Raw genomic sequence first — 26,370 nt, 5'->3', positions numbered from 1 at the left:
CCTTTTTATTTCTTAGAAACCTGATTAGTTAAAAGTTGCTCTATTCACTTATTCCATTCACTCACTGTAATTCCCAACAATTTAACCATTTGATATCCATCAACTAACAATCTGATTATTCTAATGAAAATGCCCTTCCAGAGGCTTTATAGTCATTTCCTGGTCCAGGCTTTTGGAGGATTAGGCTTTAGAACTTCTCCAGACACCTTCAGGCATTACTACTGCATCCAGTGTCACATCGAAAGGATGAGGGTCTGCAATGCGCGACACAGGTGGCTCTAACGATAAGCCAATCTTCAGCACATCAGGGCGGCATTCTACCAGAAAGCGATCGTAGAAGCCTTTGCCATAGCCTACCCGGTGCCCATGCGTATCAAAAGCCAGCAGCGGCAACAACACTATGTCTACCTCCTGCGCCCGCACATGTTGCGCATGCTGAGGTTCTGGTATACCCCAGGCATTTTCTACCAGCACCGCCTCCTCTGCCAGGTGGTGGTGCGTGAGCGTATTCTGCAGCACATCAGTTACCGGCACCACCACCCGCACCGCAGCAAACTCCTGTCGCAAGCGCTGAATAATAAGCCAGGTATTTACTTCATTATTCTTCAGGATAGGCAGAAACACATGCACCGTTTGCCCAGCCTGTAGCGGGAACTGCTCAAAAAACACATCGGCAATACATTGGCTGCGCTGCTGCACCTCCGCCGCCGATAAGGCGCGGCGCTGTTGCAACATCTGTTTCCGAAGCACAGTTTTCAGCATCAGGCCTCTTCCAGTATCGTGAAGGAAAGATCAAACGGATCAAAGGCATTGACTAGCGCCTGAATAAAATCGGGGTTGTTGGTGCTGTAATTGAGCAGATTGTCGTGGCGCTCCTGCAAGCTGCCCCCCGGAAACAGCTTTTCCTTCAGGTTCTCCAGTTGCTTAAAGATTTGCTCATGCTTGCTGTCGCGTGCTTTCGAAATCTTCTTCTCCAATAGCTGTAAAGCATTATTGGCTTTCTGCGCCTCCGCCCCCACCGATTTTACCAAAGTAGGGTCTACCTGCCGGGCCAGTTGCTCTACCTGCGCGAAGGCATCGGCTACTGCCTGCCGTTGTGCTTCCAAGCTTATCTCTTCTTCGTGCAGCTGTGCCGACAGGTGCTTTTTCAGGCTCTGGTAATCCTGGAATAGTTCTTCAGGCGCCAGTCCCAGCTTCTGCATCCGGTTGGCGTTGCCTTTGTTGATGTAGAGCGCTGAGTTGCGCAGCATCAGCACCGGGAAGGCTACCTTATAAGCTTCGAACAGCTTTTTAAGTTGAAACCAATACACCACTTCTGCCCCTCCACCAATGTAGGCCAGGTTCGGCAGAATAAGCTCCTCGTACAGCGGCCTCAGAATAACGTTGGGACTAAACTGCTCCGGGTGCTCTGTTGCCAGTTGCAGGGCTTCTTCGCGGCTAAAGCTGATTTCTGAGTTCAGCACTTTATAGTGCCCCTCCTCCTCCACCAAACGCTCACGCAAGCCATTGTCCAGGTAAAAGAGGTTTATCTCACGTGAAAACACTTGCGGCTTGTATCCTAGCTGCTCCAGCTGTGCGCTGGTTTCAGTTACTAGTTTATACGATAGCTGTTCTGTTAACTCCTTTTCTATTACTGGTGTCAGGGCTTTTTTAAGGCTGGCATGGTCACCATCTATACTCACCAGGCCGTACGCTCCAAACAGCGCATGTGTAATGGCACGAGTGGCATCTGCTAAGGTTTTGCTGTTGCGATAAGCTTCTTCAAACAAAGGGTAGGCTTCCGGCATTTCTTCCAGCACCTGCTCTAGTCCTTCGGTGGTAAACCGGCCTACAGCTCCTTCTTGCTCTGTCTGCCAGCTGAATTTCTTCCCGAACAGGTTAAAATAGTTAATCTCGGCAAAATCATGGTCTTCGGTAGCCATCCAGTAAACTGGCACGAACTTGTAACCGGGGTATTTCTCCTGCAATGTTTTACAGGTGTTGATGGCCGTAACTATTTTATATATGAAGTACAGCGGACCTGTAAAGATGTTGAGCTGGTGGCCGGTGGTAATGGTATAGGTGTTCGGCTCCAGCAGTAGGTCTATGTTTTGCTGCACTTGCGGGTTAACGGCTGCAACAGAGGCATATTGTTCCTGCAGGGCCTGGTGCAATATCTGGCGTTGCTCCTGGCCAAAGCTCTTTTCCTGTAGTTGTGCCTCAAATGCTTCCAACGTCGGGAAATGGTTGTAGAATGGTTGCAGCTGCTCGCTACAACGTAAGTAATCGAGTATCGTTTGGGAGAAGGCACCGGTGGCGGCGTACTCCATTTTGGTTATCTTCATGTCGGTTGGTCCGTCTGCATTGCTTATGGCTGTTGCCTGGTTTTACAGCACCAGCCCAAATGGGTTGCAAATTTGTTGCTACAAATGTACAGGTTTTATAATTTGATAAAAGCCGGAAAGTCAGAAACAAGTACCTGGCAGTAAAGCAAACGCTACTGCAGGCCAGGCTGTTCCTCCCAAAAATTGCTTCCCCCTTTTCTGCCATACCATTTTCGCGCCTGTTCGTACAAGTTTATGTACTAAACAGAAAAGCCATGGGACTATTAAGCGGCATGATGGGACACGCCTCGGAAGTGTCGATAGATAAGATAACCAGAGAATTCCAACCGATTCTGCTGGAGACAGAGCAGATCGAAAAAGCATACCGCTTAATCCGCGATATGCTCATTTTTACGAACAAGCGCCTGATTCTGGTGAACAAGCAAGGGCTTACAGGTTCTAAAGTCGACTACCAGAGCATCCCCTACTCCAGCATTAAAATGTTTTCAAAAGAAAGCGCCGGCATTGCCGACCTCGATGCAGAACTAAAAATCTGGCTCACTGGCGAGTCGGAGCCCACCATTAAACAAGACTTCCGGAAAGGCGATAATATAAACGAAGCATACAGAGTACTGAGCAGGTATGTTCTTAACTAGATATTAGATGCTAGGTATTAAACTTTTTGTTTGATTCAGCTCCAGTAGTTCATAAAGGCTTCAGTTTTCACCACTTATTTACTGGTTACCTAAACAAAAAGCCCTACAAGCTATTACACTTGCAGGGCTTTTCTGAATTCTAATATCTAGCGCTTAACATCTACTTCACCACTTCCCCATACAAATCGAAATCTGAAGAGTCGGTGATTTTTACGTTGGCGAAATCTCCTATGCGTATATAAGCATCGGCGGCAGGCACGAGCACTTCATTGTCTACTTCGGGGGAGTCGAATTGGGTGCGGCCTACATAATAGCCACTTTCTTTTCGGTCGAAGAGCACTTTATATGTATTGCCTACCTTTTCTTCGTTCAGCTCCACCGAGATGCCCTGCTGCAGTTCCATAATGGCATCGGCTCGTTCCTGCTTCACCTCATCCGGCACGTTGTCTTCCAAAGTATGGGAGTGGGTGTTTTCTTCGTGCGAGTAGGTAAAAATGCCCAAACGGTCAAATTGCGTCTCCTCTACCCAATCGTACAGCTCCTGAAAATCTTTGTCAGTTTCGCCCGGATGGCCGGCAATAAGCGTGGTACGCAAAGCGATGTCTGGCACACGTTGGCGAATAGAGTCTACTAACTCTATGGTGCGACGCTTGCTGATGCCACGGCGCATGGTCTTGAGCATGTTATCGGAGATGTGCTGCAATGGCATGTCGAGGTACTTGCAAATGTTATCGCGCTCGTTCATCACATCAAACACCTCCATCGGGAACTGCGACGGGTAAGCATACTGCATCCTGATCCACTCGATGCCTTCCACATCTGATAGGTTGCGGAGCAGGTCGGCCAGCTTACGCTCACCGTAGTGCTGCAGCCCGTAGTACGTCAGGTCCTGCGCAATCAAAATAAGTTCTTTGGTGCCCATTTTAGCAAGGCGTTTTGCTTCGCCCACTAAACTTTCGATGGAGCGGTCTACGTGCTTGCCGCGCATAAGCGGAATAGCACAGAAAGAGCAGGGGCGGTTACAGCCTTCTGCTATTTTAAAGTAAGCAAAGTGCGAAGGTGTGGTAATCAGGCGTTCGCCAATAAGTTCGTGCTTGTAGTCGGCTTCGAGCTTCTTCAGGAGCTGTGGCATCTCGAGGGTACCAAAGTAGGCATCTACCTGTGGTATCTCTACCTCCAGAGAGTCTTTGTAGCGCTGCGAAAGGCAACCAGTTACGTACAGCTTATCTATCTGCCCAGCCTCTTTCTCTTCAGCATAGCGTAAAATGGTATCTATCGACTCCTGCTTGGCATTGTCTATAAAGCCGCAGGTATTGATGATGATAATGTTGGAATCGTCCTTTTCAGACTCGTGGGCCACATCCATATCGTTGGCGCGCAGCTGCCCCATCAGCACTTCTGAATCTACCAGGTTCTTGGAACAACCCAATGTGATTACGTTTACCTTGTCTTTTTTGAGTGTTCTTACTTTCACGATTTAATAGGTAGCATTATAATTTATCAGAAACTCCACTTGCGTTACCTCGCCCTGCTTCACCTCCACCGGGTAAATATTATTCTCTCCGTCGAAGAGGTTGGCGAAAAGCCCCTGCTCCTCCTTTGTAAAAATGGAGTAGCGGCCGGGCTCCAGGCTAACGGCAAAGTAGCCATTAGCATCTGTAACAACCTGAGTTACCAAATTAGTTTGAATCTTGGTGTGAAAAACACCATCTGTGGTAGTGGCCTGTGCTCCTTTGGTGAGTTGGTAAATAAAAACCTGCCGCTGTATACCTTTTTTGCCGCTGCTGCGCGGCACATCCGGAGAGGGCATTTGGTTGCCGCTCACCCATAGTACGCGGCCGGCAATGCCTTGCTGTATGGTTGCCTGTTGTTCCTGTGCTGCCTGGGAAGATGCAGTCAATGGAGTTCCGTTAGTGTAGCATTCTGTTCTCACCTTAATCACCCCTTCCTGTCCCCCCACAAACGGCCACTGCTCCTCTTTACCGTTCTGCGCCTTCCTTGTGCTGGCCTTATTGGATCCAATACAATTAATAAGCAGCAGCACGAGCGGCAACAGCAAAAGTTTGGTCATACAGGTATTATTTTTTGCGTGAGAAGAAAGACTCCACAAACTCCTGTTTGTCGAACAGTTGCAGATCTTCTATTTTCTCGCCAACTCCTATGTATTTTACAGGAATCTTAAATTCATCGGAAATGCCTATTACCACACCGCCTTTGGCCGTACCATCGAGCTTGGTAATGGCCATAGCCGTTACGTCGGTGGCTTTGGTAAATTCGCGGGCCTGCAGGATGGCATTCTGACCGGTACTACCGTCCAGCACCAACAGCACTTCGTGCGGCGTGTCTGCGGTTATTTTCTGCATTACACGCTTGATTTTGGCGAGCTCGTTCATCAGGCCTACTTTGTTGTGCAAACGGCCTGCTGTGTCTATAATCACGACGTCGGCTCCCATGTCTACACCTTTTTTAACGGCATCGTAGGCAACAGAGGCAGGGTCGGTGTTCATACCATGCGATATAACGGATACTCCTACACGCTCTCCCCAAATAATAAGCTGGTCTACGGCAGCAGCCCTAAAGGTATCGGCGGCACCCAGCACTACCTGCTTCCCCGCTTTATGGAATTGAGAGGCGAGCTTGCCAATGGTGGTTGTTTTGCCTACACCGTTTACACCTACCACCATAATCACATAAGGCTTTATGCCAGCGGGTAAATCGAAGTTAGCGCCGTCTCCGGCTTTGTTCTCGCCAAGCAGAGCCGCGATCTCTTCACGCAGTATCCTGTCCAGCTCATCTGTGCTCACGTACTTGTCGCGTGCTACCCGCTTTTCGATGCGGTCGATTATTTTGATGGTGGTGTCTACCCCTACATCGGCATTAACGAGTATTTCCTCCAGCTCGTCCAGCACGCCCACATCTACTGTGGATTTGCCCATAACGGCCTTACTTAATTGTCCAAAAAAGTTAGTTTTGGACTTCTCCAGACCTTTATCCAGAGACTCCTTTTTCTTTTCTTTACCAAAAAAGTCAAAAATTCCCATCTTAATTCAGTGTAGGGTGTTGTGTTGTGTCAAGTGACACGGTAATATACCAAAAAAGTCCCAAACGAGGGACTTCTTAGTGATTCTATCTATGTAAAGTAGAGTAGTAGTAGGTTGTATTACTTAGCCAGGAACTCCTGTACTTTGTCAACAGGTACCATTTCTTCTCTAAAAGTGTAAGCACCTGTTTTAGGAGACTTTACAGCTTTAATTACCTTTGCCCAGTCTTTGCCTGTAGCGGTCTTCAGGGTCGCAACAACTTTCTTAGCCATGGTCTATTTAATTTCTTTATGTAAGGTTACTTTTCTTAATACAGGATTATACTTCTTAAGCTCCATGCGCCCAGTAGTGTTCTTTCTGTTTTTGGTAGTGATGTACCTTGAAGTTCCAGGCAGGCCAGTAGCTTTATGCTCTGTACACTCCATGATTACCTGGATTCTATTACCTTTTGCTTTTTTAGCCATCTCAACTAGTAATTTTTTATTTAGGACTGCAAATATACGAGCTTAAATTATTCATTGCAAACGAACTGCATCTTTTTATTTAAACCTTCGAAGCAATATTTGCTCTTTCTGTTATCTTTATTTGTTTAGCAGGGTTTTCGATGCTAAAACCACTTTTTACAAATGTGTTAGCCTACCCTCTTGTGCCTTTAGGCATTCCCTTTTAAGGTGCTGCGCGCGCTGCTTGGTTCCATTTTAAATACAACAAGTAAATTATTGCAATAAAAATGACCTTCCGGAAGCTTATGCGAGCTTTTAAAGGCTAGGGCATAAGGTGACAAATCTTCTATCAGAAGAGAGCTAAAAACTCTTCATACCCTCACCCAACCAAAATTTCCACACCTTCAACACTGCGTTAATCAGCGTAGCAGCCCACTAACACATTAAACTGGCTTGGCCTCATACAAAAAAACAGCAACGGAGCGAGGCGAAGACTGCATGGGCAGTAGCTCTCTCCGTTGCCGGTATGCTTTATCTACAAGTACCAGATGGCGTTTCCGGGTTGCGTGCTTTACTGACAAAGCTTGCTTATACCAGCAGCACCCGTTGCCGGTTAATGGTTACTAGTAAAGGATATATCCTTGCTCAACAGCTTTTTTCAGAACAGCTGTAATACCATTTTTGTTAATGGTTCTTAAAGCTGAAGTTGAAACTTTAAGGGTTATCCATGCATCTTCTTCAGGGATGTAGAAACGCTTCTTCTGAAGGTTTGGATAAAACTTACGCTTAGTCTTGTTGTTAGCGTGTGATACGTTATTACCAACTTGTACTCTTTTTCCGGTTAAGTCGCAAACTCTTGCCATCTTGTATATTCTTCTAAATTATTTCAATAGGGGTGCAAAGATCATAAAAAAGTTACAGAAAGTCAAAAGCATAGCTAATATTTTTATACCGAAGCTGTTAAAACACCTCTCCTGCCGCACCAAACCGGCCTGCTAACGCCCCTGCCGACCGGTCTGCTGCTGCTTTTTATGGAAGCCATAGGGGCAGTGCTTACAGCCGTTCTGACAGCAATAGCCGCGTTTAAGGTGGTACTTGGCTGTAAAAACCATTAGCCCCTGCTCGTTCAGATAATAGTCTTCGCCTTCTTTTAATTGTCCGCCCAATTTTTGCTAAATTAATTTGACTTAGGTGCAAAGTTAAGCAGAAATCAGAAATAGCAGACCCTCAGCCTAATTTTGCGCCAAAGCCTCTGGAAGGGCAATCTCATTAGAAGAATTTGGTTGTTGATTGTCTAAGGGCTGAATGGTGGCTGTGGGAATGATGTAAGGAAATATTGAATTTTGAGAGAGAAATTAACTGAGTAACTCTGAACTTTCCATTTAGAAATAGATCTGTATTCAGTATTCAGAGTCTAATATCTAACTCCTGATATGGCTGAATAGCCCAAATTCGCTACATTCACAACCATTATGTATTATCTTGGTAAAATATAACCACTGCCTGCAACTGCAGGTGTCTCTTTAAACCCTGAAAACTATGTCTATGCAAACCATCACTTCGAGCCAACAAGCCATCGACACTGAGCACCAATTCGGCGCGCATAATTACCACCCACTGCCTGTGGTGCTGAACCGTGGCGAAGGCGTGTACCTCTGGGATGTGGAGGGCAAACGCTATTACGATTTTCTGTCGGCCTACAGCGCCGTGAACCAGGGCCATTGCCACCCTAAGATCATAGGGGCACTAATAGAGCAGGCCCAGCAGCTCACCCTTACTTCCCGCGCTTTTTACAACGATAAACTGGGGCTGGCGGAGCAGTATATCTGTGAGTATTTCGATTACCAGAAGTCGCTACTCATGAACTCAGGGGCAGAGGCCGTAGAGACCGCCATTAAGCTGGCCCGCAAGTGGAGCTACCTTAAAAAAGGCATTGCACCGCACAAAGCAGAGATCATAGTGGTAGAAAGCAACTTCCATGGGCGCACCACCGGCATTATCTCCTTCTCTACCGACCCCGACTCCACCAAAGGCTTCGGCCCTTACATGCCCGGTTACAAAGTGATACCCTACAACGACCTGGAGGCACTGGAGCAGTCACTGCAGGCAAACCCAAATGTATGCGCCTTTATGGTAGAACCCATTCAGGGCGAAGCCGGTGTGGTTGTTCCGGATGCAGGCTACCTGGCAAATGCGCACGCGCTCTGCCGCAAATACAATGTGCTGTTTATTACCGACGAAATTCAGACAGGCATTGGGCGCACTGGCGAGCTGCTGGCTGGTTATTACGACAGAGTAAAAGCCGATATCCTGATATTGGGGAAAGCGCTGTCGGGCGGCGTGCTGCCGGTATCGGCGGTGCTGGCCAACGATGAAATTATGCTGTGCATTAAACCTGGCGAACATGGCTCCACGTTTGGCGGAAACCCTCTGGCAGCAGTGGTAGCCATAGCAGCGCTGCAGGTTGTAAAAGAAGAAAAGCTAACTGAGAATGCAAAGGCCATGGGCGAGGTTTTCAGGGCGCGCATGGAGCGCCTGAAACAGCAGCGGCCAGAACTCGTGACTCTGGTACGCGGAAAGGGCCTGCTCAATGCTATTATTGTAGAACCTACCGCCGATGGCCGTACCGCCTGGGATGTGTGCGTGGCGCTGAAAGACAAAGGCTTGCTGGCCAAACCCACCCACGGCGACATTATCAGGTTTGCACCTCCACTGGTTATTACCGAAGACCAAATACACGCCTGCTGCGATATAATAGAAGGCGTGATCATGAACTTTTAAGCACGGGCAAATCAGTAGCAAACGGTTCTGCTGTAATACACAATTGCGTACCTTTGCAGCTGCAAAACAGATTTTCTCAGCATAGCATTTATACAATGATACGAAGACCAAGACGTAACCGCCAGACAGAGGCCATCCGCAACATGGTGCAGGAGAACACAGTGGGGGTGCACGATTTTATATTCCCTTTATTTTTAATTGAAGGCGAGAACAAGAAAGTAGAGATCAGTTCTATGCCCGGCATTTACCGCTACACCATCGATCAGGTGCTGGAAGAGGTGCAGGCATGCGTGGACCTGGGCATTAAAGTGTTTGCTCCTTTCCCAAGCATCTCCGAAGAAATAAAAGACAAATACGCTACCGAGAGCCAGAACCCGGAAGGTCTCTTTCCTAGCGCCATCCGTGCCATTAAGCAGAACTTTCCGGAGGTAGCCTTGGTAACCGACGTAGCCATGGACCCCTATAGCTCCGATGGCCACGATGGCATTGTGGAGAACGGTGAAATTATAAACGACGAAACGCTGGAGGTGCTGGGCAAAATGGCCCTCACACAGGCGCAGGCCGGAGCCGACATTGTGGCCCCATCCGACATGATGGACGGTCGCATCGGGCATATCCGCAAGGTGCTCGACGAAAACGGCTTTCAGAAAGTGGCGATTATGGCCTACACAGCTAAATATGCCAGCGCTTTCTACGGCCCCTTCCGCGATGCCCTGGGTTCTGCGCCAAAATCTGGCGACAAAAAAACGTATCAGATGAACTACGCCAACAGCCGCGAAGCCCTGATAGAAGCCGAACTCGACACGCTGGAAGGAGCCGACTACCTGATGGTGAAACCCGCCCTGGCTTACCTCGACGTAATTAAGCTGCTCCGCGACAACTCTAACCTGCCCATTGCCGCCTACAACATCAGCGGCGAGTACGCTATGGTGAAAGCCGCCGCCCAAAACGGTTGGCTTGACAACGACAAAGCCATGGCCGAAATCCTGACAGGCATTAAACGAGCCGGAGCCGATGTGATTCTTACTTACTTCGCCAAAGAATACGCGCAGTACCTGAAAAAACAGTAGCTACCATATATAAGCTGCTCGCAGTGTGCCTGGCTCCTGCGAGCAGCTTTCCCCTATCCTCACCTAGCAGCAAAATGGGTAAAATCACCTCTAGAAGTCTTTTTTCATTAGAATAATTGGCCGAAGTTAGGCACTTTAATTTCAGGAGTGTGTGCCTAAAGTTGTTTCCAATACTTTTGGCACCCGTTTCATCCGGTGCCCTAAGACTTTACTGTTGCATTGTAGAAGTCTTAGCGCTCGCGGCCGCGGGGCCTCGTTCTTGGGCATCGCGCTGCTGCATCTTTCCTGCCCGCAAGCGGGCTGCCGCTCCCGCGGCACCAGAAACCTGCAAAGGCGCTCAACCCAAGAACTGATTTATGTGCTCTGAGCAAGAGCTACAGGGCCAGCAACAGTACAGCACTTTCATTTTAATTACTTTACCAGTGTCGTTAGTAAGTAATAATTGTACGATTGCTAATCAATCTACTTTATTACGGCAGCAAGCTACAGAGAAAACACCTTTGCCAGGTACACCTATTGAGCCGGCACTGTCTGAGCGTTCAGCGAGTGGGGGAAGGGGCCCTCGATTTGGCGAGTCTTGATTTTTTTGGTTCTTTTTGTATCAAGACAAAAAGAACCAAAGACTTAAGCAATGGAATAACTTACCTCTGAAAGTCTGTTATTAAGTGACTATACGCACTTAGACTAAACCGCCAGTAGCCTTTGCTAAAGGACCTCGTCCACAAGATCTTTTCAAGATGACAAAAGTGAGATAGTACATGAGCGACAAAACATGCTCGACTATCGCACTACTTGGATCAGAGTAACTATCTCACATCAGAATAATACGTCTTTATCACGCTAAACCTGCAGTAAATCCTAAAAACAGCCATTTGAACCTTCGATTCCTGTACTTAGTTCATCTATTAACCACGAATAAAAAGCAGTAGCTCTGCACGCAACTTCATAACTTTTGCCTTTCTGCTGCTGTTATCTTAACTTGAAGAACTAACTCGCTACTCTGGTACCTTATATGAAAGGACTTTGGCTATTACTTGTTGCCTTAGTTACAGCCTCCCCGGCTATAGCACAGCAAGGTATCACTCCAATTCGTGCAAATGTAGAAGTGCTGAAAAACCTGTCGGAGGCAGCCAATAAAGACTTTAAAATTAACCGCGCCAAAGCCATAAATCTTGCTAACAAAAATGGTTGGGTCATAGAAAAAACCTACAAAGACGGTTCTCATATGTCGCTGCAAGGCCTCGATGCCAACGGCCTGCCCGTTTACTACATTACCTACAACAACACCCGTGCAGCAGCCACTACCAAAACCGACCAGCTCTGGGCGGGCGGCGGACTTGGCCTGAACCTGAGCGGAGCCAACAGCAGCGTGAGCAACAAGCTCGGAGTTTGGGATGCAGGCCGCATACTCGAAACACACCAGGAGCTGCGTGGAAGGGTAGTGCAGAAAGACAATGCCTCCGCCACCCCAGATGACCACGCCACCCACGTTGCCGGCACCTTGGTGGCCAGTGGCGTAAACGGCTTTGCCAAAGGCATGGCCTTTGGGGTAAGGCAGCTGCAGGCTTACGACTACAACAACGATGTATCGGAAATGGCCGCCGCAGCCAACAATCTGTTGGTTTCTAACCACTCCTATGGCTCTATTGCCGGCTGGCGCTACAACTCCGATCGCAAAGGTACTAAAGAAGATCCCTACTGGGAGTGGTGGGGCGATGGAGAAATCAGCGACACCGTAGACTATAAATTCGGCTACTACTCCGATGTTGCCACCTCTTGGGACCGCATTGCCTTTAACGCACCATATTACCTGATTGTAAAATCGGCAGGAAATAACCGCAACGACAACGGTCCGGTCGTAGGCGAACCTTACTACAAACGGAGCCGCAACGGCAATTTTACACTGGTGGCCTCACGCCCGGCCAACATCAGCAACAACAACGGCTACGATAACATACCCACCTACGGCACAGCCAAAAACATACTCACGGTAGGAGCCGTTGCCGCCATTCCCAATGGCTACAACAGGCCTTCTGATGTAGCCATTTCCGCTTTCAGCAGCTTTGGCCCCACCGACGATGGCCGTATTAAGCCCGATATTGTAGGCAATGGTGTGGCGGTGCTTTCTACCAGCAGCACCGGCGATTTTGCTTACCGCTCCTCTAACGGCACCTCCATGGCTTCACCCAACGTAGCAGGCACGTTACTGCTCCTGCAGGAGCACTATGCCAACCTCAACAATGGAGCCGCTATGCGCGCTGCCACTTTAAAAGGACTGGCTATACATACTGCCGATGAGGCGGGTCCTGCTCCAGGCCCAGATTACAGCCACGGCTGGGGCTTACTCAATGCCGACAAGGCTGCTACTGTCATCTCAAATACCAACCAGTCTCACCTAGTACAGGAAAGAAGCCTGAACCAATCTCAGGTGTACACGCTGCAGGTGGTAGCTTCCGGCTACGGGCCATTGGTAGCAACCATCTGCTGGGCCGACCCGGAAGCAACTGCCACACCAATAGGAAAAGATGCCCTGAACAACCGTACTCCTCGCCTGGTCAACGATCTGGACCTGCGCATCAGCGGCCGTGGCACCACCTACCTGCCCTGGACACTCAACCCGCTGAACCCTGCAGAAGCAGCTCACCCCGGCGATAATACGCTGGACAATGTAGAGCAGATCACCATTGCCAATGCCGTACCCGGCGAAACCTATACCATCCGAATTTCGCACAAAGGCACGCTCCGCAACGGCAAACAGGATTACTCGCTGCTGGTGAGCGGAGTTGGAGGTAAAGCCTACTGCGCCAGCGCGCCCTCTTCTGATGCCGGAGCTCGTATCAACAGTTTCGCCCTTGGCTCCTACGCACACACCATGCCGGGAACTGGCTGCTCCACCCTCCGCGACTATACCGCAGCAGCTCCTATTTTCTTTGAGCCAGGCCAAACCCAACAACTTACCATCACAACAGGCTCTTGCGGTGCAGCGGCAGCTACAGCAGCCAAAGCCTTTTTCGATTGGAACAACAATGGCAGCTTTACCGATGCCGGTGAGGAAGTTGTGCTGGCAGGTACAGGCACTTTAACAGGCAACGTAACGGCACCAAACTACCTAATTGCCGGTAATAAAGTAAGAATGCGCCTGGTGCTGCAGGAAACCGAAGACATCAGCAGCATAAGCGCCTGCGGCTCATATCCCCGCGGCGAAACGCAAGAATATGTGGTGCAGCTTATCAGGCAGCAGAACGATGTGGGCATTACAGCCATTTCTATTCCTGGAGGCTCTCTGTGTGCCACACCAGACCAGGCCTTGGTAGTGAGAGTAAGAAACTTTGGAGAAGCGGCACAAAAAGATATTCTGGTGTCGGTGAATGTGCTGCAAAACGGTAACCAGGTAGCAACCTTAACTGGCATCTACAACCGCACACTGGCTCCTTTTTCAGAAGAAGAATTTTTGATGGAAGGTAGCTTCCCAACCGAGGCAGGGGCCTCTTATGAACTCATAGCCACCTCTGCCCTCGAGTCCGATATAGTGCCAGCCAACAACCGCCTCTCCCGCACCATCGCTATTAGTGCGGCAGCGGCACCGCCTCAGGCATCGGCGGTGCGTTGTGGCACCAGCTCGCAGTTCACACTCAACAGCTCGGGCGGCAGTTCCACCTATTGGTATACTTCTGCAGATGCCACCACTCCCGTGGCAGCCGGGCACCAGCTATCGGCCGATCTGGGGCAGGTAGGCAGCAGCCTGTTTGTAGCGCTCAACGATTTTTCTGGCACCGTGGGCCCTGCCACCAAAAGTTTCGCAACGGGTGGAGGTTACAACCAGTTCACACCCGATGTGCTGGTTACCACCAATGCCCCCATGCTCCTCGAGAGTGCCCGCCTCTACATTGGCCACAGCGGCCGCATCACTTTTACAGCTTTTAATGCAGATGGTGCTCCTGTATCGAGCCGCACCCTGAATGTAGTCGCAACCCGCACTACCCCTGGCACAGGTGTGCAGCCCGATGATCCTGCCGATACGGGAGCTGTCTACTACCTGGGCCTGGCCTTACCAGAAGCCGGAGAGTACCGCATTGGCATCGCCTACGAAGGTGGAGCCACCATTTACAGAAACAACGAAGGAGTAGAAGGTTACCCGTTTGGTTTGCCCAATGTGTTTACTATTACCGGCTCCAGCGCCAACCCCGGCCCCTTAAGCTACTACTATTACCTCTACGACTTAAAAATAAAGGCGCTAGGTTGCCCAAGCGAACGAGCACCCGCAGAAATTACAACAGGAGCCTCCATTCCGCAGCCTGTCGTAACGCGCAATGGCAAAACGCTCCTCTCATCAGCAGCAACAGGCAACCGCTGGTACCTGAACGGCAGACTGCTGGTTGGTGCCACCGGCAACACTTTTACCCCCGAAGAATCGGGCAGCTACAGTGTAATGGCTTCTGCAGCGGGTTGTATCTCCGATATGTCGGTGCCCTACTCCTATATTCACAGGCCCGATGTGCAGGAGCTAGGGCCGGAGTTGCTGGTATCTCCTAACCCAAGTTCGGGACGTTTCAGACTGGAGCTGGAAACAGAGCAGGCCGAAGACATTACCTTTGAAGTAACCGACATGGTGGGCCACCTGCTGTACACAGGCAAGGTAGAGCAACGCAACGGGCAGTTCGAAGGCTTTGTAGATTTATCAGGGCGAGCCTCGGGCGTGTATCTGCTGCGGGTGCAGCATGGCAGCAGGCAATATACCAGAAAGCTCGTGGTGCAACGGTAGTACAATGTGCTATTTCTGTACAGGAGCCTCCGGACGATGTGCGGAGGCTCCTGCATTTTTGCAGCTCATTTTTCTCTATCTTTAAGCCATGACGACTCTTTTAAAGAACTCCCTCCAATTCCTGGCGCTTTTCCTACTAGTCCTGACTGGCTGCACAACGGCACCTGCTACACAAAGCCAGGAGCCGTTGACCTTTTATAGCAGCCTTGCCAGCTTTTGCGGCAACTCGTTTCAGGGCACGGTGGTACATCCCTCCGATGGTACCGATCCGTTTGCTGGCAAACCTTTGGTCATGCATATCCAGACCTGCTCCGACACCACCTTACGCATTCCGTTTCTGGTTGGAGAAGATAGATCGCGTACCTGGCTAATCCGGAAAACGCCGGATGGACTGCAACTCAAACTCAAACATGATCACCGCCACGAAGATGGCACCCCAGACGACATAACCATGTACGGGGGCATCTCTGCGGCTCCGGCAGAGGCACTTACACACGCCTTTCCCGCAGATGCTCATACTGCACAACTACTGCCTGCTGCCTCTACCAACGAATGGACGCTGGCCCTAAGCCCCGATGGCAAAACCTTCAGCTACATCCTCAAACGCGATAACCAACTCCGCTTCCAAGCCGACTTCGATCTTACAAAACCATTGTAGCCAAGCTTATCAGGGCTTTAAAATTGCCTCTGGAAGGGTGTTTTCATTAGAATAATTGGCTGTTGTGTAGTATTGCACTTTCTACTGTATTGCGGCAGGAAACTACGGGCGAAGACATCTGCCAAGTGCACAGATCGAGCCGGCACTGTTGGGGGAAGGGGCTCTCTTTAGACAAAATTGTCTTGATTGTTTTGGTTCTCTTTGTATCAAGACAAAAAGAACAAAGACTCCAGCAATGTAACAGCTGCACTCCGCTGTCACGGCAATAGAAATTGCTATGCGAACTTAAACGTACACCACCAGTAGCTACTGGTTTAGGCTCTTGCTCACAAGATCCCTTCTGGATGACAAAAGTGGGACAGCGGAGGAGCAAAATATACTCGACTACTGCACAACTTGAGTTAATTGTACTAAAGAAGAGAGCGCCATACCCTTTGCAGGATATGGCGCTCTTGTTAGGTTACTTTAAAATTGCAGGAGATTACAGGTCCTCTTCCCGCACCAGCATCAGCACGGCACTTTGCGGCACGATGTAGTATTTTTCGTTGAGGTAGTTGATCTCGATGGCATCGCGTTGCAGGTAAATAGCCAGGTCTCCTTCTTTAGACTGCAGCGGAATATAGCGCACCATCTCCTCTTCGTCTTCGCGCTCCCAAGCCTCCTCATCAAAACCATAATCGGCCGGGATAGGGTAACCTGGTCCTACTTTCATTATATAGCCTTCCTGCACTTTTTCTTTTTCCTGCACGCCGGGTGGCAGGTACAAACCGCTTTTGGTCTGCTCCCGTGCAGATTTGGGCTTAATCAGTACCCTATCTCCTACAATGATTATTTTCTCCAGTTTATTCTTTTCAGAAACCCTCATTGGTAATGTACTCATGTTTTTTTGTATCGTATGCTTTACTCTCTCCTTTATATCAGAAGCTTAACCGCAAAATTAATCAAATTTAACATATAAAAGCTTTCTTAAAAGAAGCGGTACTTTCTGATGCCCTTCCAGCTGTTAAACCGGCTATTCTTTCCAGCTCATCGGGTATTTCTCATCCATAAAAGTGAGAGCATCTTCTGTTAAATGCAGCGGCTTAAAGGTATCGATCATAACGGCATACTCTTTCGTTTCTTTTTTACCAATGCTGGCCTCTACAGTACCAGGGTGCGGCCCATGCGGAATACCTCCTGGATGAACCGTAAAGGAGGCTCTGTCTACGCCTTTGCGGCTCATAAAGTCGCCATCTACGTAATAGAGCACTTCATCGGAGTCTACGTTGGAGTGGTTGTACGGCGCCGGTATAGCTAAGGGGTGGTAATCGAAAAGGCGGGGCACAAAAGAGCAGATCACAAAGTTGTGGGCCTCGAAAGTCTGGTGCACCGGAGGCGGCTGGTGCACGCGCCCTGTAATAGGCTCAAAATCATAAATAGAGAAGGCATAGGGGTAAAAGTAGCCATCCCAGCCTACTACATCATAAGGGCTGAAGTCGTAGTAGTACTGGTGCAGAAAGCCTTCTTTCTTAATCTGTACCAGGTGCTCCCCTCCTGGCTGATACTCGATAAGCTCGTGCGGCGGGCGCAGGTCGCGTTCGCTGTAAGGAGAATGCTCCAGCAATTGCCCAAACTGATTGCGGTAACGACGCACCGTCTCCACCGGACTAAATGACTCAATAATAAGCAAGCGAACCGGGCCATCTGCAAAATGAAAATGGTGAATGATAGTACGTGGAATAACCAGATAATCGCCTTCGTTAAACTCTAACTTACCCATTTGCGAATAAAGCACGCCACTACCCTCGTGCACAAACACTACTTCATCGGCCTGAGCATTTTTATAAGAGTAGCTCATTTTTCTTTCAGAGGGGCTGCAGATGCTGATGGCTACATCGTTGTTCAGGAGCAAGGTTTTACGGGCACTCAGGTAATCAGGCCCGGTTTCGGTTAGTTGGAGGGTGCGCAAGTGGTGCGGGGCAAGTTTTACATTATCGGCCACTTTGGGAGCAAATGGCACTGGTTCTCCAATGCGGCTGATACGGGTAGGCGGATTAACATGGTATAGCAGTGAGGCAACTCCACTAAAACCAAGGGTGCCAACCAACTGCTCTGCATAAAGACTGCCATCCGGCTGCCGGAACTGCGTGTGCCGCTTATGCGGAATGTTACCTAACTTATGATAGTACGCCATGAGATCACCTCCAATCTTAGATCTTATTAAAACGATGAAACGCTTATGCAAAAGTTGCTTGTTTACTAAACTGCCTTACCTCTTTAAGCCTTTGGTCTCTACACCCTAAAAAACCTTCGGAAGGCCATTTTCATTAGAATAATTGCGGCGTTTTAAATAGCTTTTTTGTAGAATATTAAAGGTAGGCTGAATAACTTTATTATTAACTAATTTTGGTGTCTAGCATCTAAAATCTATCATTTAACAGCTTCTTTCTAAGCGCCTCCCTTGGCTAGCTTACCGGCCCGTGAGAATTGCTTGAGCGCCTCCTGAAACTCTTCATCGGTTTCGTGCAGTACCGGGAAAAAGCCGTCGTTGCCGTACACGCTGCGGCCAATAAAGGCCTTCAGGTTATTACGGAGAAGGTTTTTGGAGCGCTTAAACTGCTCTTCGTCATACTCTATATCAGCGCTTTTTGCCAGCCTTACCACGTCCTGCAACATTTTGTCTGTTACCTCAAAGTTTTTCTGAAAACGATCAAAGGGCATTTTATCCAGGTCTTTGCGGTTGTCGCGGTAGTAGCTCAGCGTATATTCCCTTATCACGTTTTTACTGTACAGCTCGCTCATGTAGTGCGACAATTCCGTTGTATCGCGGGCTACAAATACATCGGGCATAATACCACCGCCACCATACACGGTGCGGCCACGGGTTGTTTTATACTTAAGGGAATCTACAAACAAGCTGCTATCCGGGTGGAAGTACTCGCCACGCTCAAACCTGTGCAGCATGTCGAGCTGGTACTCTTCTGATCCGGCTACATACGGCTTCTGAATAGAGCGACCACTTGGTGTATAGTAGCGCGAAATGGTAAGGCGGAGCTCTGAGCCATCGTTCAACGGAATTGGCATCTGCACCAGGCCCTTGCCAAAAGAGCGACGACCTACAATCAGGGCCCGGTCGTTGTCTTGCAAGGCTCCTGCCACAATCTCAGAAGCAGAGGCGCTGCCTTCGTCTACGAGTACAATAAGAGCACCACTTTCGAACTCACCTTTGGTTCTGGCAAAGGTTTTAGAGTCATATTTAGTGCCTTTTCCATCGGTATACACAATCAGCTTGTTGCCTGACAAGAACTCATCGGCCATGCGGGTGGCGTGGTCCATGTAGCCGCCAGGGTTGCCACGCAGATCCAGGATGAGCTGCTGCAATCCCTTTTTCTTGAGGCCGGTAAGTGCCTGCTTAAATTCTTCGTAAGTATTGGCAGAGAACCGACTCACCTTAATATAGCCGGTGTTGTCGTCTACCATATAGCTCACATCCACCGATCTGGTCGGGATTTTGTTGCGGCTTATGGTAAAGTTTAGTGGCTTGTTAGTGCCTTTACGCTGGATGGTCATAGATACTTTGCTGCCTTTGGGGCCGCGCAAACGCTTAAATACACCTTCGTTGGTAATACCGATACCGGCTACCGTTTCGTTGTCTACCTTGATAATCTTGTCGCCGGCCTGTATGCCTGCTGCTTCTGAAGGCCCTCCACTGATTGGCGTAACCACATAAATGGTGTCTTTAAAAATATTGAATTCAACACCAATACCTTCAAAATCGCCTTCGAGGTAAGAACGTGCCATGGCCAGCTGTGCAGACGGTATGTAAGATGTGTGCGGGTCCAGCTTTTCCAGCATCTTAGTGATGGCAAAGTCAGACAGTTCCGAAATATTAACTGTATCTACATAATCGCGGTCTATATAGCTCAAGATATCACGAAACTTCAGGTAGCTTTTAGCAGTGTCTTGTGGGTTGCCGGTAGAAGGAGAAAAGGTATTGGCACCTATCAGTACGCCAACAGCCAAGGCTAAGGCTATAAATAAGGGTAGTCTGATCTGAAACAAGGAATTGCCTTGCCAGTTGCGCTCCGGCTGTGGTGTCTGCTCCTCTTGTTGGGTATTTTTTGGCTCTTCACTCATCTCTTCAAATTATATTTAATGGGGTAGAATCTGTCTTTACTTTCGCCTGCTAAATCTAAGAAAAAAACGGGAACGGTTCGTCTACTTTTACTTTAGTAGCGGAGGCTATGTTATAGTCTAACATCAAAAGATACAAAGTTTGTTCTGATTATTCTACTTTTTACGAATCCGGAAGTGTTATTACTGCTTTTGCAGCCGATAGCTGAAAATGTACCCTGTAATAGACAGCTATAGCTGTTGCATTCGTTTGCCGACACCATTTCAGGTAACAGTTGCTGGCAAAAACCCAACCTAAACAAGCCCTAAAACCTTAAAAATGTATTACCTTTGTACTACAAATTGTGTGCTACGTATTTTATAACTGCCAAGAGAGGGCCTTTGTAGCAGACACACCGCAACAGCAATGGGAAGAATTCTGGCAATAGATTACGGAAACAAACGAGTGGGCATTGCCGTGACTGACACGCTGCAAATAATTGCGAACCCCTTAGAAACCGTTCATGCCAAAGATGTGTTGTCTTTTCTGAAAGGCTACCTGCAGCGAGAGCCTGTAGATGCCCTGGTGGTAGGCATGCCGCGCAACTTGGCTGGCAACCCCACCGACTCTACCCAGCATGTAGTAGGCTTTGTAAGGAAGCTACAGAAAGAATTCCCGGCTACGCCTGTACACACAGTTGATGAGCGTTTTACTTCCCGCATGGCACAGCAGGCTATGCGGGCAGGTGGCCTTAAGAAGAAAGACCGGCAGGACAAAGGTACAGTAGACCGTGTAAGTGCCGCTATTATTTTACAATCGTATTTAGAAAGCAGAAATATATGATTTACCCGATTACCGCCTATGGCGACCCTGTACTGAAAGAGCACGCACAGGAGATTCCAAAGGACTACCCTGATCTGAAAGAACTTGTAGACGACATGTTTGCTACCATGTACCATGCCCATGGCGTAGGACTTGCCGCCCCACAGATCAGCAAAAGCATCCGTCTGTTTGTGATAGACTCAGAGCCAATGATGGATGATGAGGACGAAGGCAAGGGCGTAAAGAAGGCCTTCATTAACCCTGAGATTATAGAAGAAGACGGCGAAGAATGGGGCTTTGAGGAAGGCTGCCTGAGTATACCGGGTGTGCGGGAAGTGGTGTACCGCCCGGAACGTATTGTTATCCGCTACTTCGACGAAGAATGGAACGACCACACCGACACTTACGATGGCATGACGGCCCGTGTTATTCAGCACGAGTACGATCACATAGAGGGCATTCTTTTTACCGATTATCTTTCGGGCCTGAAGAAGAGATTGCTCAAAACAAAGCTCACCAAGATTTCTAAAGGCGATGTGGATGCCGATTACAAAATGAAATTCCCGGCGCTGTCTAAAAAGCGATAGGCACCATACTAACTAAAAAAAAACCGCCTGCTGCAGCTTTGCAAAAGGCGGTTTTTTTATGCCTTGTCTGATTAAGTTGCATCTTCTACTGGCTTGTAAGCTGTGTTAGTTCGTTTATAAGTTTTTCGCGCCTGGCTGTAACAAAGGGGTAACGAGTGCCATCTTTGGTAATAACATCCAGCCCCATCGGAAGAATAAGCAGCCGGTTCTTCTTTTCAAACCGGTCTATCTCATTTAACCGTACAAAGGTGCTGTCGCGGCCATGTACGTATACTGGCACAGGCCAGTACTGAGGCTGTGGCACAAATATCAATTCTTCTTCGGTAGCAGCCACCCATCCCTTCGCCGGCCATATGTTTGGCGACTTTCGGTGCAATTCTACATTTTTCTGCACCATCACGAGCTTCTCACCGGATGCCGAGTACATAGGGGCTTTAGACTGACAGCCAGAGGCGAAAAGAGCAGCGACTATAGCAACAATAACGTTCGTTTTCATAAGCATAATGGTCGGATAAAATTCTATATAATCTTTCAGAAAGATAAGTTAAAACAAAATATGCTTAAAACTTAATACAAAATCATTTTTATAGCTAATTCTATATCTAACCTGAGCTTGTTTAGCACCAAATTATATCTGGAAGAGTGTTTTTATTAGAATAATTGGGGATGGATAGTTGGAAGAATAGGAAAGGTTGTTTTTAAAGGAGATATAACGAAATACAACCTTATAAATTTTTGCACTGTCGCAAGCATAAAATTCAACCCAACTGCACCCCTGGCCGTTTCAAATTCGTACGTCAGTTTTATGACAGCTGCGTTTCGGATCATAGCACTTTTTTTAGCCTGCTGGCTCCTGCTGCCTCTCAATGGCTTTACCTGGGGTTTCTTCGCCCACCAGCGCATCAACAGGCTGGCAGTTTTCACGCTGCCGCCCGAAATGGTGACCTTTTACAAAAAGCACATCCGCTACATTACCGAAAATGCCGTTAACCCCGACCGCCGCCGCTATGCTGTGGCAGGTGAGGCCCCACGGCATTACATCGATATTGATGTGTACGGCGACAGCGCCATCTACAAAATGCCGCGTTACTGGCAGCAGGCCGTCGAGAAGTACTCCGAAGATACCCTGATGGCTTACGGCATTGTGCCCTGGCACATTAACCGCATGAAGTACCAACTCACAGAAGCATTCAGAGAACGTAACGTCGACCGAATTCTGCGCCTTTCCGCTGACCTGGGTCATTATATTGCCGATGCCTGTGTTCCCTTGCACACCACTCACAACTACAACGGGCAGCTAACGGGGCAGCGAGGTATACACGGCTTCTGGGAATCGCGGTTGCCAGAGTTACTATCTGACAACTACGACTTTTTTGTGGGGCCTGCCACCTATATTGAGCAGCCACAGCTCCGGGCCTGGGACCTGGTAACCTCTGCACACCTGGCTTTAGACTCTGTACTGCGGTTTGAGCGGGAACTGACCCAGCAGTTCGACGAAGACAAAAAATACAGCTTTGAAGTGCGCAACAACGTTACGGTACGTGTTTACTCCAGCGCTTTCTCCAAAGCCTACCATGACAGGCTAAATGGGCAGGTAGAGCGGCAGATGCGGCTTGCCATACAGACTGTGGCCAGCTTTTGGTACACTGCTTGGGTAGATGCCGGCCAGCCGCATTTAACCGGCAATGTTTCGGAAGAAGAGCAGCAACTGCTCAAGATGGAAGAAAAAGATTATGACAAAGGCCAGCACAAAGCTCGCGAAGAGGGAGACGCCTCACTGCCCCTTCCCCACCAGTCACACAGCATGGCTCTTTGCTGCGCCAGAGAAGAACAATAAAAAGCAGTGACTTTCAGCTCCTCAAGCGCCTTACCAGCTAGTAGCTGCGGAATTATGGCTGCTGCACATCACCTGCAAACCTCTTGTAAAGGTCTATACGCAACTGCCGGAGCAATCTGAGTGGGAGCGGCAGCCGGTTGTACGGCCACATGATAAACGGAGCTGGAGTGGACCCAAAACTAGCGTAGAAATGAGCAATATTATCTAAAGAAGGACTTTCAAAATCCAGTACCCAGTGGGAATTAGCATTTTGCCTGATGACTTCGTCGAGCAGCAGTGTGCGGCCGTTTTTGGCTCTGCCAGCAGCGTTAGCGGCGTTAAACAGGTAAATAATCCTGCCTTCGTAGAACACAAACATAGCAGCAGCATTCAGTTCGCCGTCGGCAGTGGCAGTGTACCACAGTTTTACCAGTTGCCTTTGCCGCAGCTCCTGATACAGCGTTCGCAAGAGCGTATAGGCTGCCTCGTCTACGCCTCCGTAGATCTTGTGCTGCACATTCTCCTTAAAAAACTTTATCATCGGCTCAGGATCGGCCTGCTCCACCAAGTGCAAACCCGCCTGTTGCGCCCGCTTTAGGTTTAACTTGCGGTCGCGCGTATAGTTTTTGACGATGGTCCCGTAAGGCTGGTTTAACGGCAGGTAATGGGTGTAGCAAGTTCTGAATTCGGCCTCCCAGCCAGGCACCTGCTTCAGCAGGTCGGTATTGGCAGTATTAAAGCTATAGGTGGTGCTGAGTCTAAAGTGGTTACGGACTACCTGCAGCATCTCCCCTACCTGCTGCGCATTACATTTGGCTGTTGCAAAAATACCCAGCTGCTGACAAAACAAAGGCTGGCGCAGGTACAGCATACCAATCTTTCGGGTTACCGGCAGCGGCAGCACAGCAACATAAGCCCCCTCCTGCTCCACTACCACGGCCCACCACCCCGGCGACACCACATCCAGGTACCACGACAGCGCGTACACCTGACGCTCCGGAGAGGCTGAGATACAGGCATCCCAGGCTTTCTTATTTAACTCGTGGTGGCGCAGGTACCGAATCATGGTGAACTGTTGAAAGCACGCAAGCTAGTAAATAGCCACATCAATCTGAAAAAATAAGCGTAAAACCCATAGGCCTCTTCCAGCAAAAAGAGCTCTGGAAGGGCCTTTTCATTAGCAGAATTTGATTGCTGGTTGTTGAGTGGTTAAGTTTTAATTGAGTGAATGAGAGGTTTAATCGAATGAGGTCCTAATAGTTCTATACCTGCTAATCTAGGTAAAGGCAAAAACCTTGTATCCTGTAACAGATGACAGTGACATTTCAATTTCGGGTAAGCTAGATCGCAGTTTACATCTCCTCTTAACCAAAGCCGGACCAGGTTTTCCGACTTAGAAAAAAAGCTTAACTTGTTGGATATTTGACACATTTTCCACATGACTCCTCCTCTACATTACTTTCTACAACTTCGGTACACGCTTTTACTGGTAGTTTTCACCTTTGTGCAGGCCCAGGCACAACAACCTGTTAAACCTTCCGACCTGGCCGCGCTAGATACTTATTACCAACAGGCACTCAAAGACTGGGACGTTCCGGGCATGGCTATTGCCATCGTAAAGAACGATTCCGTTATTTTTGCCAAGGGCTATGGGGTACTCAATGCTAAAACTAGCGGTCAGGTAGATGCCAACACGGTTTTTGGTATCGCCTCTAACACCAAAGCCTACACAGCGGCCGCTCTGGGTATTTTAGTAGACGAAGGGAAGCTAAACTGGGATGATCCGGTAACTAAATACCTGCCCTACCTGCAACTCTACGATCCTTTTGTAACCAAGAGCCTCAACATAAAAGATCTGCTCAGCCACCGAGCAGGTTTTAAAACCTTCAGCGGTGACTTACTTTGGTACCACACCACCTACAGCCGCCGCGAGATACTGGAGCGGGCAAAGTACCTGGAGCCGGTTTATGGTTTTCGCGATGGTTACGGCTACTCCAACCTCATGTTTATTGCGGCAGGCGAAGTAATAGAGGCAGTAACCGGCAAAACCTGGGAGGCCTTTATACAGGAACGGTTTTTCTCACCACTCGGCATGCAGAACAGCTACACCTCTGTTAACCAGCTTACCGGCAAAAGCAATGTTGCCTCACCACATGCCTTCGACGACAAGGGCAAGCCTGTACCTACCACTATCCGCCCCTGGGACAACTGGAATCCGGCTGCCGGCATTTTTACCAGCGTAAACCAGCAGGCCCAGTGGATGCGCCTGCAACTGAACAGAGGCACCTACAAAGGTAACCGCATTTTTAGCGAAGAAGCCAGCCACACCATGTGGACTGCCCATAATCCACTCCCGGTTGCAAGTCAGTCGGAGCACATTTTTCCCTCTACTCATTTTCAGGCAGCAGGGCTTGGCTGGATGATGAGCGACTACGAAGGCCGCAAGGTAATTAACCACGGTGGCGGGCACGAAGGGATGAACAGCCGCACGGTACTGGTACCAGAAGAAAACCTGGGCGTGGTAGTCCTGACAAACAGCATGAGCAGCATAATGACACCCCTTGCCAACTATACTATCGATAAACTCTTTGGAAAAGAGGAAGGCCGCGACTGGAGCAGGTTCTACCTCGATTTGATTGCGCGCAACAAACAGGCAGAGAAAGAAGCTGAGGCAAATGCTCAGAAGGCAAAAAAACAGAAAGGTAAGCCTACTATGTCGCTCCAAGCCTACACCGGCACCTATAACAGTCCCTTGTATGGCAATGCTGCTGTAAGCCTGCAAAATGGTAAGCTGTCTGTTCGGCTTGCGCCTGCTCCTACTTTGGGCGGCACATTAAAGCATTGGCAGCACGACATCTTTGAGCTAGAGTGGGTAAACCAATATGCGCTGCTCACTCCTACCCGCGTCAGGTTCCTTATTGGCGAAGATGGCAAAATTGGAGGCATGCGTTTAGACGCTAACAACCCCGATTTCCATTTCGATGAGCTGAAGTTTACTAAAGTGAAGTAAGACAAACGTGATCAGACTGGTGTAGCTGTGCTCATCTAGCAAGCAATGCTAGCTTGATAGGTATAGAGACGCAGCAGGCCGTACTTTAGGTGCGGCCTGCTTACATGTATGAGTAAGTGGAAACTAGGTGAGAATTGCTGCAATAGTGCTGATAACAGCAAAATATCCGGCAATCAGCCAGTATGCGATCGCATCGTCGCTGTTGTGTAGAGTTTTTTTCATGATTGACACTCGTTTAGGTTAAAACAATAGAATTATATGCCTTTAATGATATTATTATATTTTTTTACGAGCCTAACTAATATTTGTTCTTATAACACACAGCTAT

Annotated in this window: 23 protein-coding genes; 9 read left to right on the top strand and 14 right to left on the bottom strand. The window is 48.7% G+C overall.

Annotated features, from left to right (window positions below; genetic code table 11):
• Positions 1-180: 180 nt before the first annotated feature.
• Together ACMA1I_RS00280 and bshC are read right to left on the bottom strand one after the other, a co-directional pair.
• Positions 181-762, bottom strand: a complete 582-nt coding sequence (locus ACMA1I_RS00280; RefSeq protein WP_414703849.1) for a 5-formyltetrahydrofolate cyclo-ligase — start codon at positions 760-762, stop codon at positions 181-183.
• Entirely contained in the window at positions 762-2,324 is a 1,563-nt protein-coding gene (gene bshC, locus ACMA1I_RS00275; protein ID WP_337066225.1) for a bacillithiol biosynthesis cysteine-adding enzyme BshC, read from the bottom strand. Before bshC ends, ACMA1I_RS00280 begins: the two co-directional genes overlap by 1 nt.
• A gap of 254 nt (positions 2,325-2,578) precedes the next feature.
• Between bshC and ACMA1I_RS00270 the strand changes: the two genes are divergently transcribed.
• Positions 2,579-2,959 (top strand): PH domain-containing protein, encoded by a 381-nt coding sequence (locus ACMA1I_RS00270; RefSeq protein WP_337066224.1) that lies wholly within the window; start codon positions 2,579-2,581, stop codon positions 2,957-2,959.
• 160 nt (positions 2,960-3,119) lie between these two features.
• Here ACMA1I_RS00270 and rimO read toward each other — a convergent pair whose 3' ends face one another.
• The 7 genes from rimO to ACMA1I_RS00235 form a co-directional block, all read right to left on the bottom strand.
• Positions 3,120-4,433 (bottom strand): 30S ribosomal protein S12 methylthiotransferase RimO, encoded by a 1,314-nt coding sequence (rimO, locus tag ACMA1I_RS00265; RefSeq protein ID WP_337066223.1) that lies wholly within the window; start codon positions 4,431-4,433, stop codon positions 3,120-3,122.
• Between the two features lie 3 nt (positions 4,434-4,436).
• On the bottom strand, positions 4,437-5,030 hold the full coding sequence (locus ACMA1I_RS00260) for a carboxypeptidase regulatory-like domain-containing protein (RefSeq protein WP_337066222.1): 594 nt from the start codon (positions 5,028-5,030) through the stop codon (positions 4,437-4,439).
• A gap of 7 nt (positions 5,031-5,037) precedes the next feature.
• A complete protein-coding gene (ftsY, locus tag ACMA1I_RS00255; protein ID WP_337066221.1) occupies positions 5,038-6,000 on the bottom strand; it encodes a signal recognition particle-docking protein FtsY in 963 nt (320 codons plus the stop codon).
• Between the two features lie 119 nt (positions 6,001-6,119).
• Positions 6,120-6,272 (bottom strand): DUF4295 domain-containing protein, encoded by a 153-nt coding sequence (locus ACMA1I_RS00250; protein WP_229960470.1) that lies wholly within the window; start codon positions 6,270-6,272, stop codon positions 6,120-6,122.
• A 3-nt stretch (positions 6,273-6,275) separates the two neighbouring features.
• Complete coding sequence (rpmG, locus tag ACMA1I_RS00245; RefSeq protein ID WP_337066220.1) at positions 6,276-6,464, bottom strand: 50S ribosomal protein L33; 189 nt, start codon at positions 6,462-6,464, stop codon at positions 6,276-6,278.
• Between the two features lie 602 nt (positions 6,465-7,066).
• Positions 7,067-7,306 (bottom strand): 50S ribosomal protein L28, encoded by a 240-nt coding sequence (rpmB, locus tag ACMA1I_RS00240; protein WP_147922067.1) that lies wholly within the window; start codon positions 7,304-7,306, stop codon positions 7,067-7,069.
• Between the two features lie 132 nt (positions 7,307-7,438).
• Positions 7,439-7,609, bottom strand: coding sequence for a DUF5522 domain-containing protein (locus ACMA1I_RS00235; protein ID WP_337066219.1), 171 nt, complete (start codon positions 7,607-7,609; stop codon positions 7,439-7,441).
• Between the two features lie 373 nt (positions 7,610-7,982).
• Here ACMA1I_RS00235 and rocD point away from each other — a divergent pair, with 373 nt between their 5' ends.
• The 4 genes from rocD to ACMA1I_RS00215 all read left to right on the top strand — a co-directional run bounded on the left by rocD (position 7,983) and on the right by ACMA1I_RS00215 (position 15,714).
• Entirely contained in the window at positions 7,983-9,224 is a 1,242-nt protein-coding gene (gene rocD / locus ACMA1I_RS00230) for an ornithine--oxo-acid transaminase (RefSeq protein ID WP_414703848.1), read from the top strand.
• Positions 9,225-9,319: 95 nt separating this feature from the next.
• Positions 9,320-10,294, top strand: a complete 975-nt coding sequence (hemB, locus tag ACMA1I_RS00225) for a porphobilinogen synthase (RefSeq protein WP_337066218.1) — start codon at positions 9,320-9,322, stop codon at positions 10,292-10,294.
• 1,012 nt (positions 10,295-11,306) lie between these two features.
• A complete protein-coding gene (locus ACMA1I_RS00220; protein ID WP_337066217.1) occupies positions 11,307-15,056 on the top strand; it encodes a S8 family serine peptidase in 3,750 nt (1,249 codons plus the stop codon).
• 88 nt (positions 15,057-15,144) lie between these two features.
• Positions 15,145-15,714, top strand: coding sequence for a hypothetical protein (locus tag ACMA1I_RS00215; RefSeq protein ID WP_337066216.1), 570 nt, complete (start codon positions 15,145-15,147; stop codon positions 15,712-15,714).
• Between the two features lie 481 nt (positions 15,715-16,195).
• Here ACMA1I_RS00215 and ACMA1I_RS00210 read toward each other — a convergent pair whose 3' ends face one another.
• The 3 genes from ACMA1I_RS00210 to ACMA1I_RS00200 form a co-directional block, all read right to left on the bottom strand.
• On the bottom strand, positions 16,196-16,579 hold the full coding sequence (locus ACMA1I_RS00210) for a co-chaperone GroES family protein (RefSeq protein ID WP_337066675.1): 384 nt from the start codon (positions 16,577-16,579) through the stop codon (positions 16,196-16,198).
• Positions 16,580-16,726: 147 nt separating this feature from the next.
• On the bottom strand, positions 16,727-17,887 hold the full coding sequence (locus ACMA1I_RS00205; protein WP_337066215.1) for a homogentisate 1,2-dioxygenase: 1,161 nt from the start codon (positions 17,885-17,887) through the stop codon (positions 16,727-16,729).
• A gap of 254 nt (positions 17,888-18,141) precedes the next feature.
• On the bottom strand, positions 18,142-19,830 hold the full coding sequence (locus tag ACMA1I_RS00200) for a S41 family peptidase (RefSeq protein ID WP_337066214.1): 1,689 nt from the start codon (positions 19,828-19,830) through the stop codon (positions 18,142-18,144).
• Positions 19,831-20,233: 403 nt separating this feature from the next.
• Between ACMA1I_RS00200 and ruvX the strand changes: the two genes are divergently transcribed.
• Both ruvX and def read left to right on the top strand, forming a co-directional pair.
• Complete coding sequence (gene ruvX / locus ACMA1I_RS00195) at positions 20,234-20,650, top strand: Holliday junction resolvase RuvX (RefSeq protein WP_337066213.1); 417 nt, start codon at positions 20,234-20,236, stop codon at positions 20,648-20,650.
• On the top strand, positions 20,647-21,216 hold the full coding sequence (gene def / locus ACMA1I_RS00190; RefSeq protein WP_337066212.1) for a peptide deformylase: 570 nt from the start codon (positions 20,647-20,649) through the stop codon (positions 21,214-21,216). Before ruvX ends, def begins: the two co-directional genes overlap by 4 nt.
• An 85-nt stretch (positions 21,217-21,301) precedes the next feature.
• On the opposite strand, the gene ACMA1I_RS00185 is transcribed toward def, so the two are convergent.
• The gene (locus ACMA1I_RS00185) at positions 21,302-21,712 is read right to left on the bottom strand and encodes a hypothetical protein (RefSeq protein WP_337066211.1); all 411 of its coding nucleotides are present in this window, start codon (positions 21,710-21,712) and stop codon (positions 21,302-21,304) included.
• A 309-nt stretch (positions 21,713-22,021) separates the two neighbouring features.
• On the opposite strand from ACMA1I_RS00185, the gene ACMA1I_RS00180 reads away from it, so the two are divergent.
• A complete protein-coding gene (locus tag ACMA1I_RS00180) occupies positions 22,022-23,053 on the top strand; it encodes a zinc dependent phospholipase C family protein (protein ID WP_337066210.1) in 1,032 nt (343 codons plus the stop codon).
• Between the two features lie 52 nt (positions 23,054-23,105).
• On the opposite strand, the gene ACMA1I_RS00175 is transcribed toward ACMA1I_RS00180, so the two are convergent.
• The gene (locus ACMA1I_RS00175) at positions 23,106-24,098 is read right to left on the bottom strand and encodes a GNAT family N-acetyltransferase (protein ID WP_337066209.1); all 993 of its coding nucleotides are present in this window, start codon (positions 24,096-24,098) and stop codon (positions 23,106-23,108) included.
• A gap of 372 nt (positions 24,099-24,470) precedes the next feature.
• Here ACMA1I_RS00175 and ACMA1I_RS00170 point away from each other — a divergent pair, with 372 nt between their 5' ends.
• Complete coding sequence (locus tag ACMA1I_RS00170) at positions 24,471-26,042, top strand: serine hydrolase (protein WP_337066208.1); 1,572 nt, start codon at positions 24,471-24,473, stop codon at positions 26,040-26,042.
• Positions 26,043-26,370 lie beyond the last annotated feature (328 nt).

Source organism: Pontibacter sp. 13R65 (assembly GCF_047525655.1).
In the GTDB taxonomy this organism is placed as follows: domain Bacteria; phylum Bacteroidota; class Bacteroidia; order Cytophagales; family Hymenobacteraceae; genus Pontibacter.
Note: the sequence above shows the minus strand (reverse complement) of the source record. Positions and strands in the feature narration are given on the sequence as shown.

What these genes read in the sequence shown, in the direction of transcription:
- ACMA1I_RS00280 (WP_414703849.1), bottom strand. Translation starts at nt 762, where the DNA reads ATGCTGAAAACTGTGCTTCGGAAACAGATGTTGCAACAGCGCCGCGCC.
- bshC (WP_337066225.1), bottom strand. Translation starts at nt 2,324, where the DNA reads ATGAAGATAACCAAAATGGAGTACGCCGCCACCGGTGCCTTCTCCCAA.
- ACMA1I_RS00270 (WP_337066224.1), top strand. Translation starts at nt 2,579, where the DNA reads ATGGGACTATTAAGCGGCATGATGGGACACGCCTCGGAAGTGTCGATA.
- ACMA1I_RS00260 (WP_337066222.1), bottom strand. Translation starts at nt 5,030, where the DNA reads ATGACCAAACTTTTGCTGTTGCCGCTCGTGCTGCTGCTTATTAATTGT.
- ftsY (WP_337066221.1), bottom strand. Translation starts at nt 6,000, where the DNA reads ATGGGAATTTTTGACTTTTTTGGTAAAGAAAAGAAAAAGGAGTCTCTG.
- ACMA1I_RS00250 (WP_229960470.1), bottom strand. Translation starts at nt 6,272, where the DNA reads ATGGCTAAGAAAGTTGTTGCGACCCTGAAGACCGCTACAGGCAAAGAC.
- rpmG (WP_337066220.1), bottom strand. Translation starts at nt 6,464, where the DNA reads ATGGCTAAAAAAGCAAAAGGTAATAGAATCCAGGTAATCATGGAGTGT.
- rpmB (WP_147922067.1), bottom strand. Translation starts at nt 7,306, where the DNA reads ATGGCAAGAGTTTGCGACTTAACCGGAAAAAGAGTACAAGTTGGTAAT.
- rocD (WP_414703848.1), top strand. Translation starts at nt 7,983, where the DNA reads ATGTCTATGCAAACCATCACTTCGAGCCAACAAGCCATCGACACTGAG.
- hemB (WP_337066218.1), top strand. Translation starts at nt 9,320, where the DNA reads ATGATACGAAGACCAAGACGTAACCGCCAGACAGAGGCCATCCGCAAC.
- ACMA1I_RS00220 (WP_337066217.1), top strand. Translation starts at nt 11,307, where the DNA reads ATGAAAGGACTTTGGCTATTACTTGTTGCCTTAGTTACAGCCTCCCCG.
- ACMA1I_RS00215 (WP_337066216.1), top strand. Translation starts at nt 15,145, where the DNA reads ATGACGACTCTTTTAAAGAACTCCCTCCAATTCCTGGCGCTTTTCCTA.
- ACMA1I_RS00210 (WP_337066675.1), bottom strand. Translation starts at nt 16,579, where the DNA reads ATGAGGGTTTCTGAAAAGAATAAACTGGAGAAAATAATCATTGTAGGA.
- ACMA1I_RS00205 (WP_337066215.1), bottom strand. Translation starts at nt 17,887, where the DNA reads ATGGCGTACTATCATAAGTTAGGTAACATTCCGCATAAGCGGCACACG.
- ACMA1I_RS00200 (WP_337066214.1), bottom strand. Translation starts at nt 19,830, where the DNA reads ATGAGTGAAGAGCCAAAAAATACCCAACAAGAGGAGCAGACACCACAG.
- ruvX (WP_337066213.1), top strand. Translation starts at nt 20,234, where the DNA reads ATGGGAAGAATTCTGGCAATAGATTACGGAAACAAACGAGTGGGCATT.
- def (WP_337066212.1), top strand. Translation starts at nt 20,647, where the DNA reads ATGATTTACCCGATTACCGCCTATGGCGACCCTGTACTGAAAGAGCAC.
- ACMA1I_RS00185 (WP_337066211.1), bottom strand. Translation starts at nt 21,712, where the DNA reads ATGAAAACGAACGTTATTGTTGCTATAGTCGCTGCTCTTTTCGCCTCT.
- ACMA1I_RS00180 (WP_337066210.1), top strand. Translation starts at nt 22,022, where the DNA reads ATGACAGCTGCGTTTCGGATCATAGCACTTTTTTTAGCCTGCTGGCTC.
- ACMA1I_RS00175 (WP_337066209.1), bottom strand. Translation starts at nt 24,098, where the DNA reads ATGATTCGGTACCTGCGCCACCACGAGTTAAATAAGAAAGCCTGGGAT.
- ACMA1I_RS00170 (WP_337066208.1), top strand. Translation starts at nt 24,471, where the DNA reads ATGACTCCTCCTCTACATTACTTTCTACAACTTCGGTACACGCTTTTA.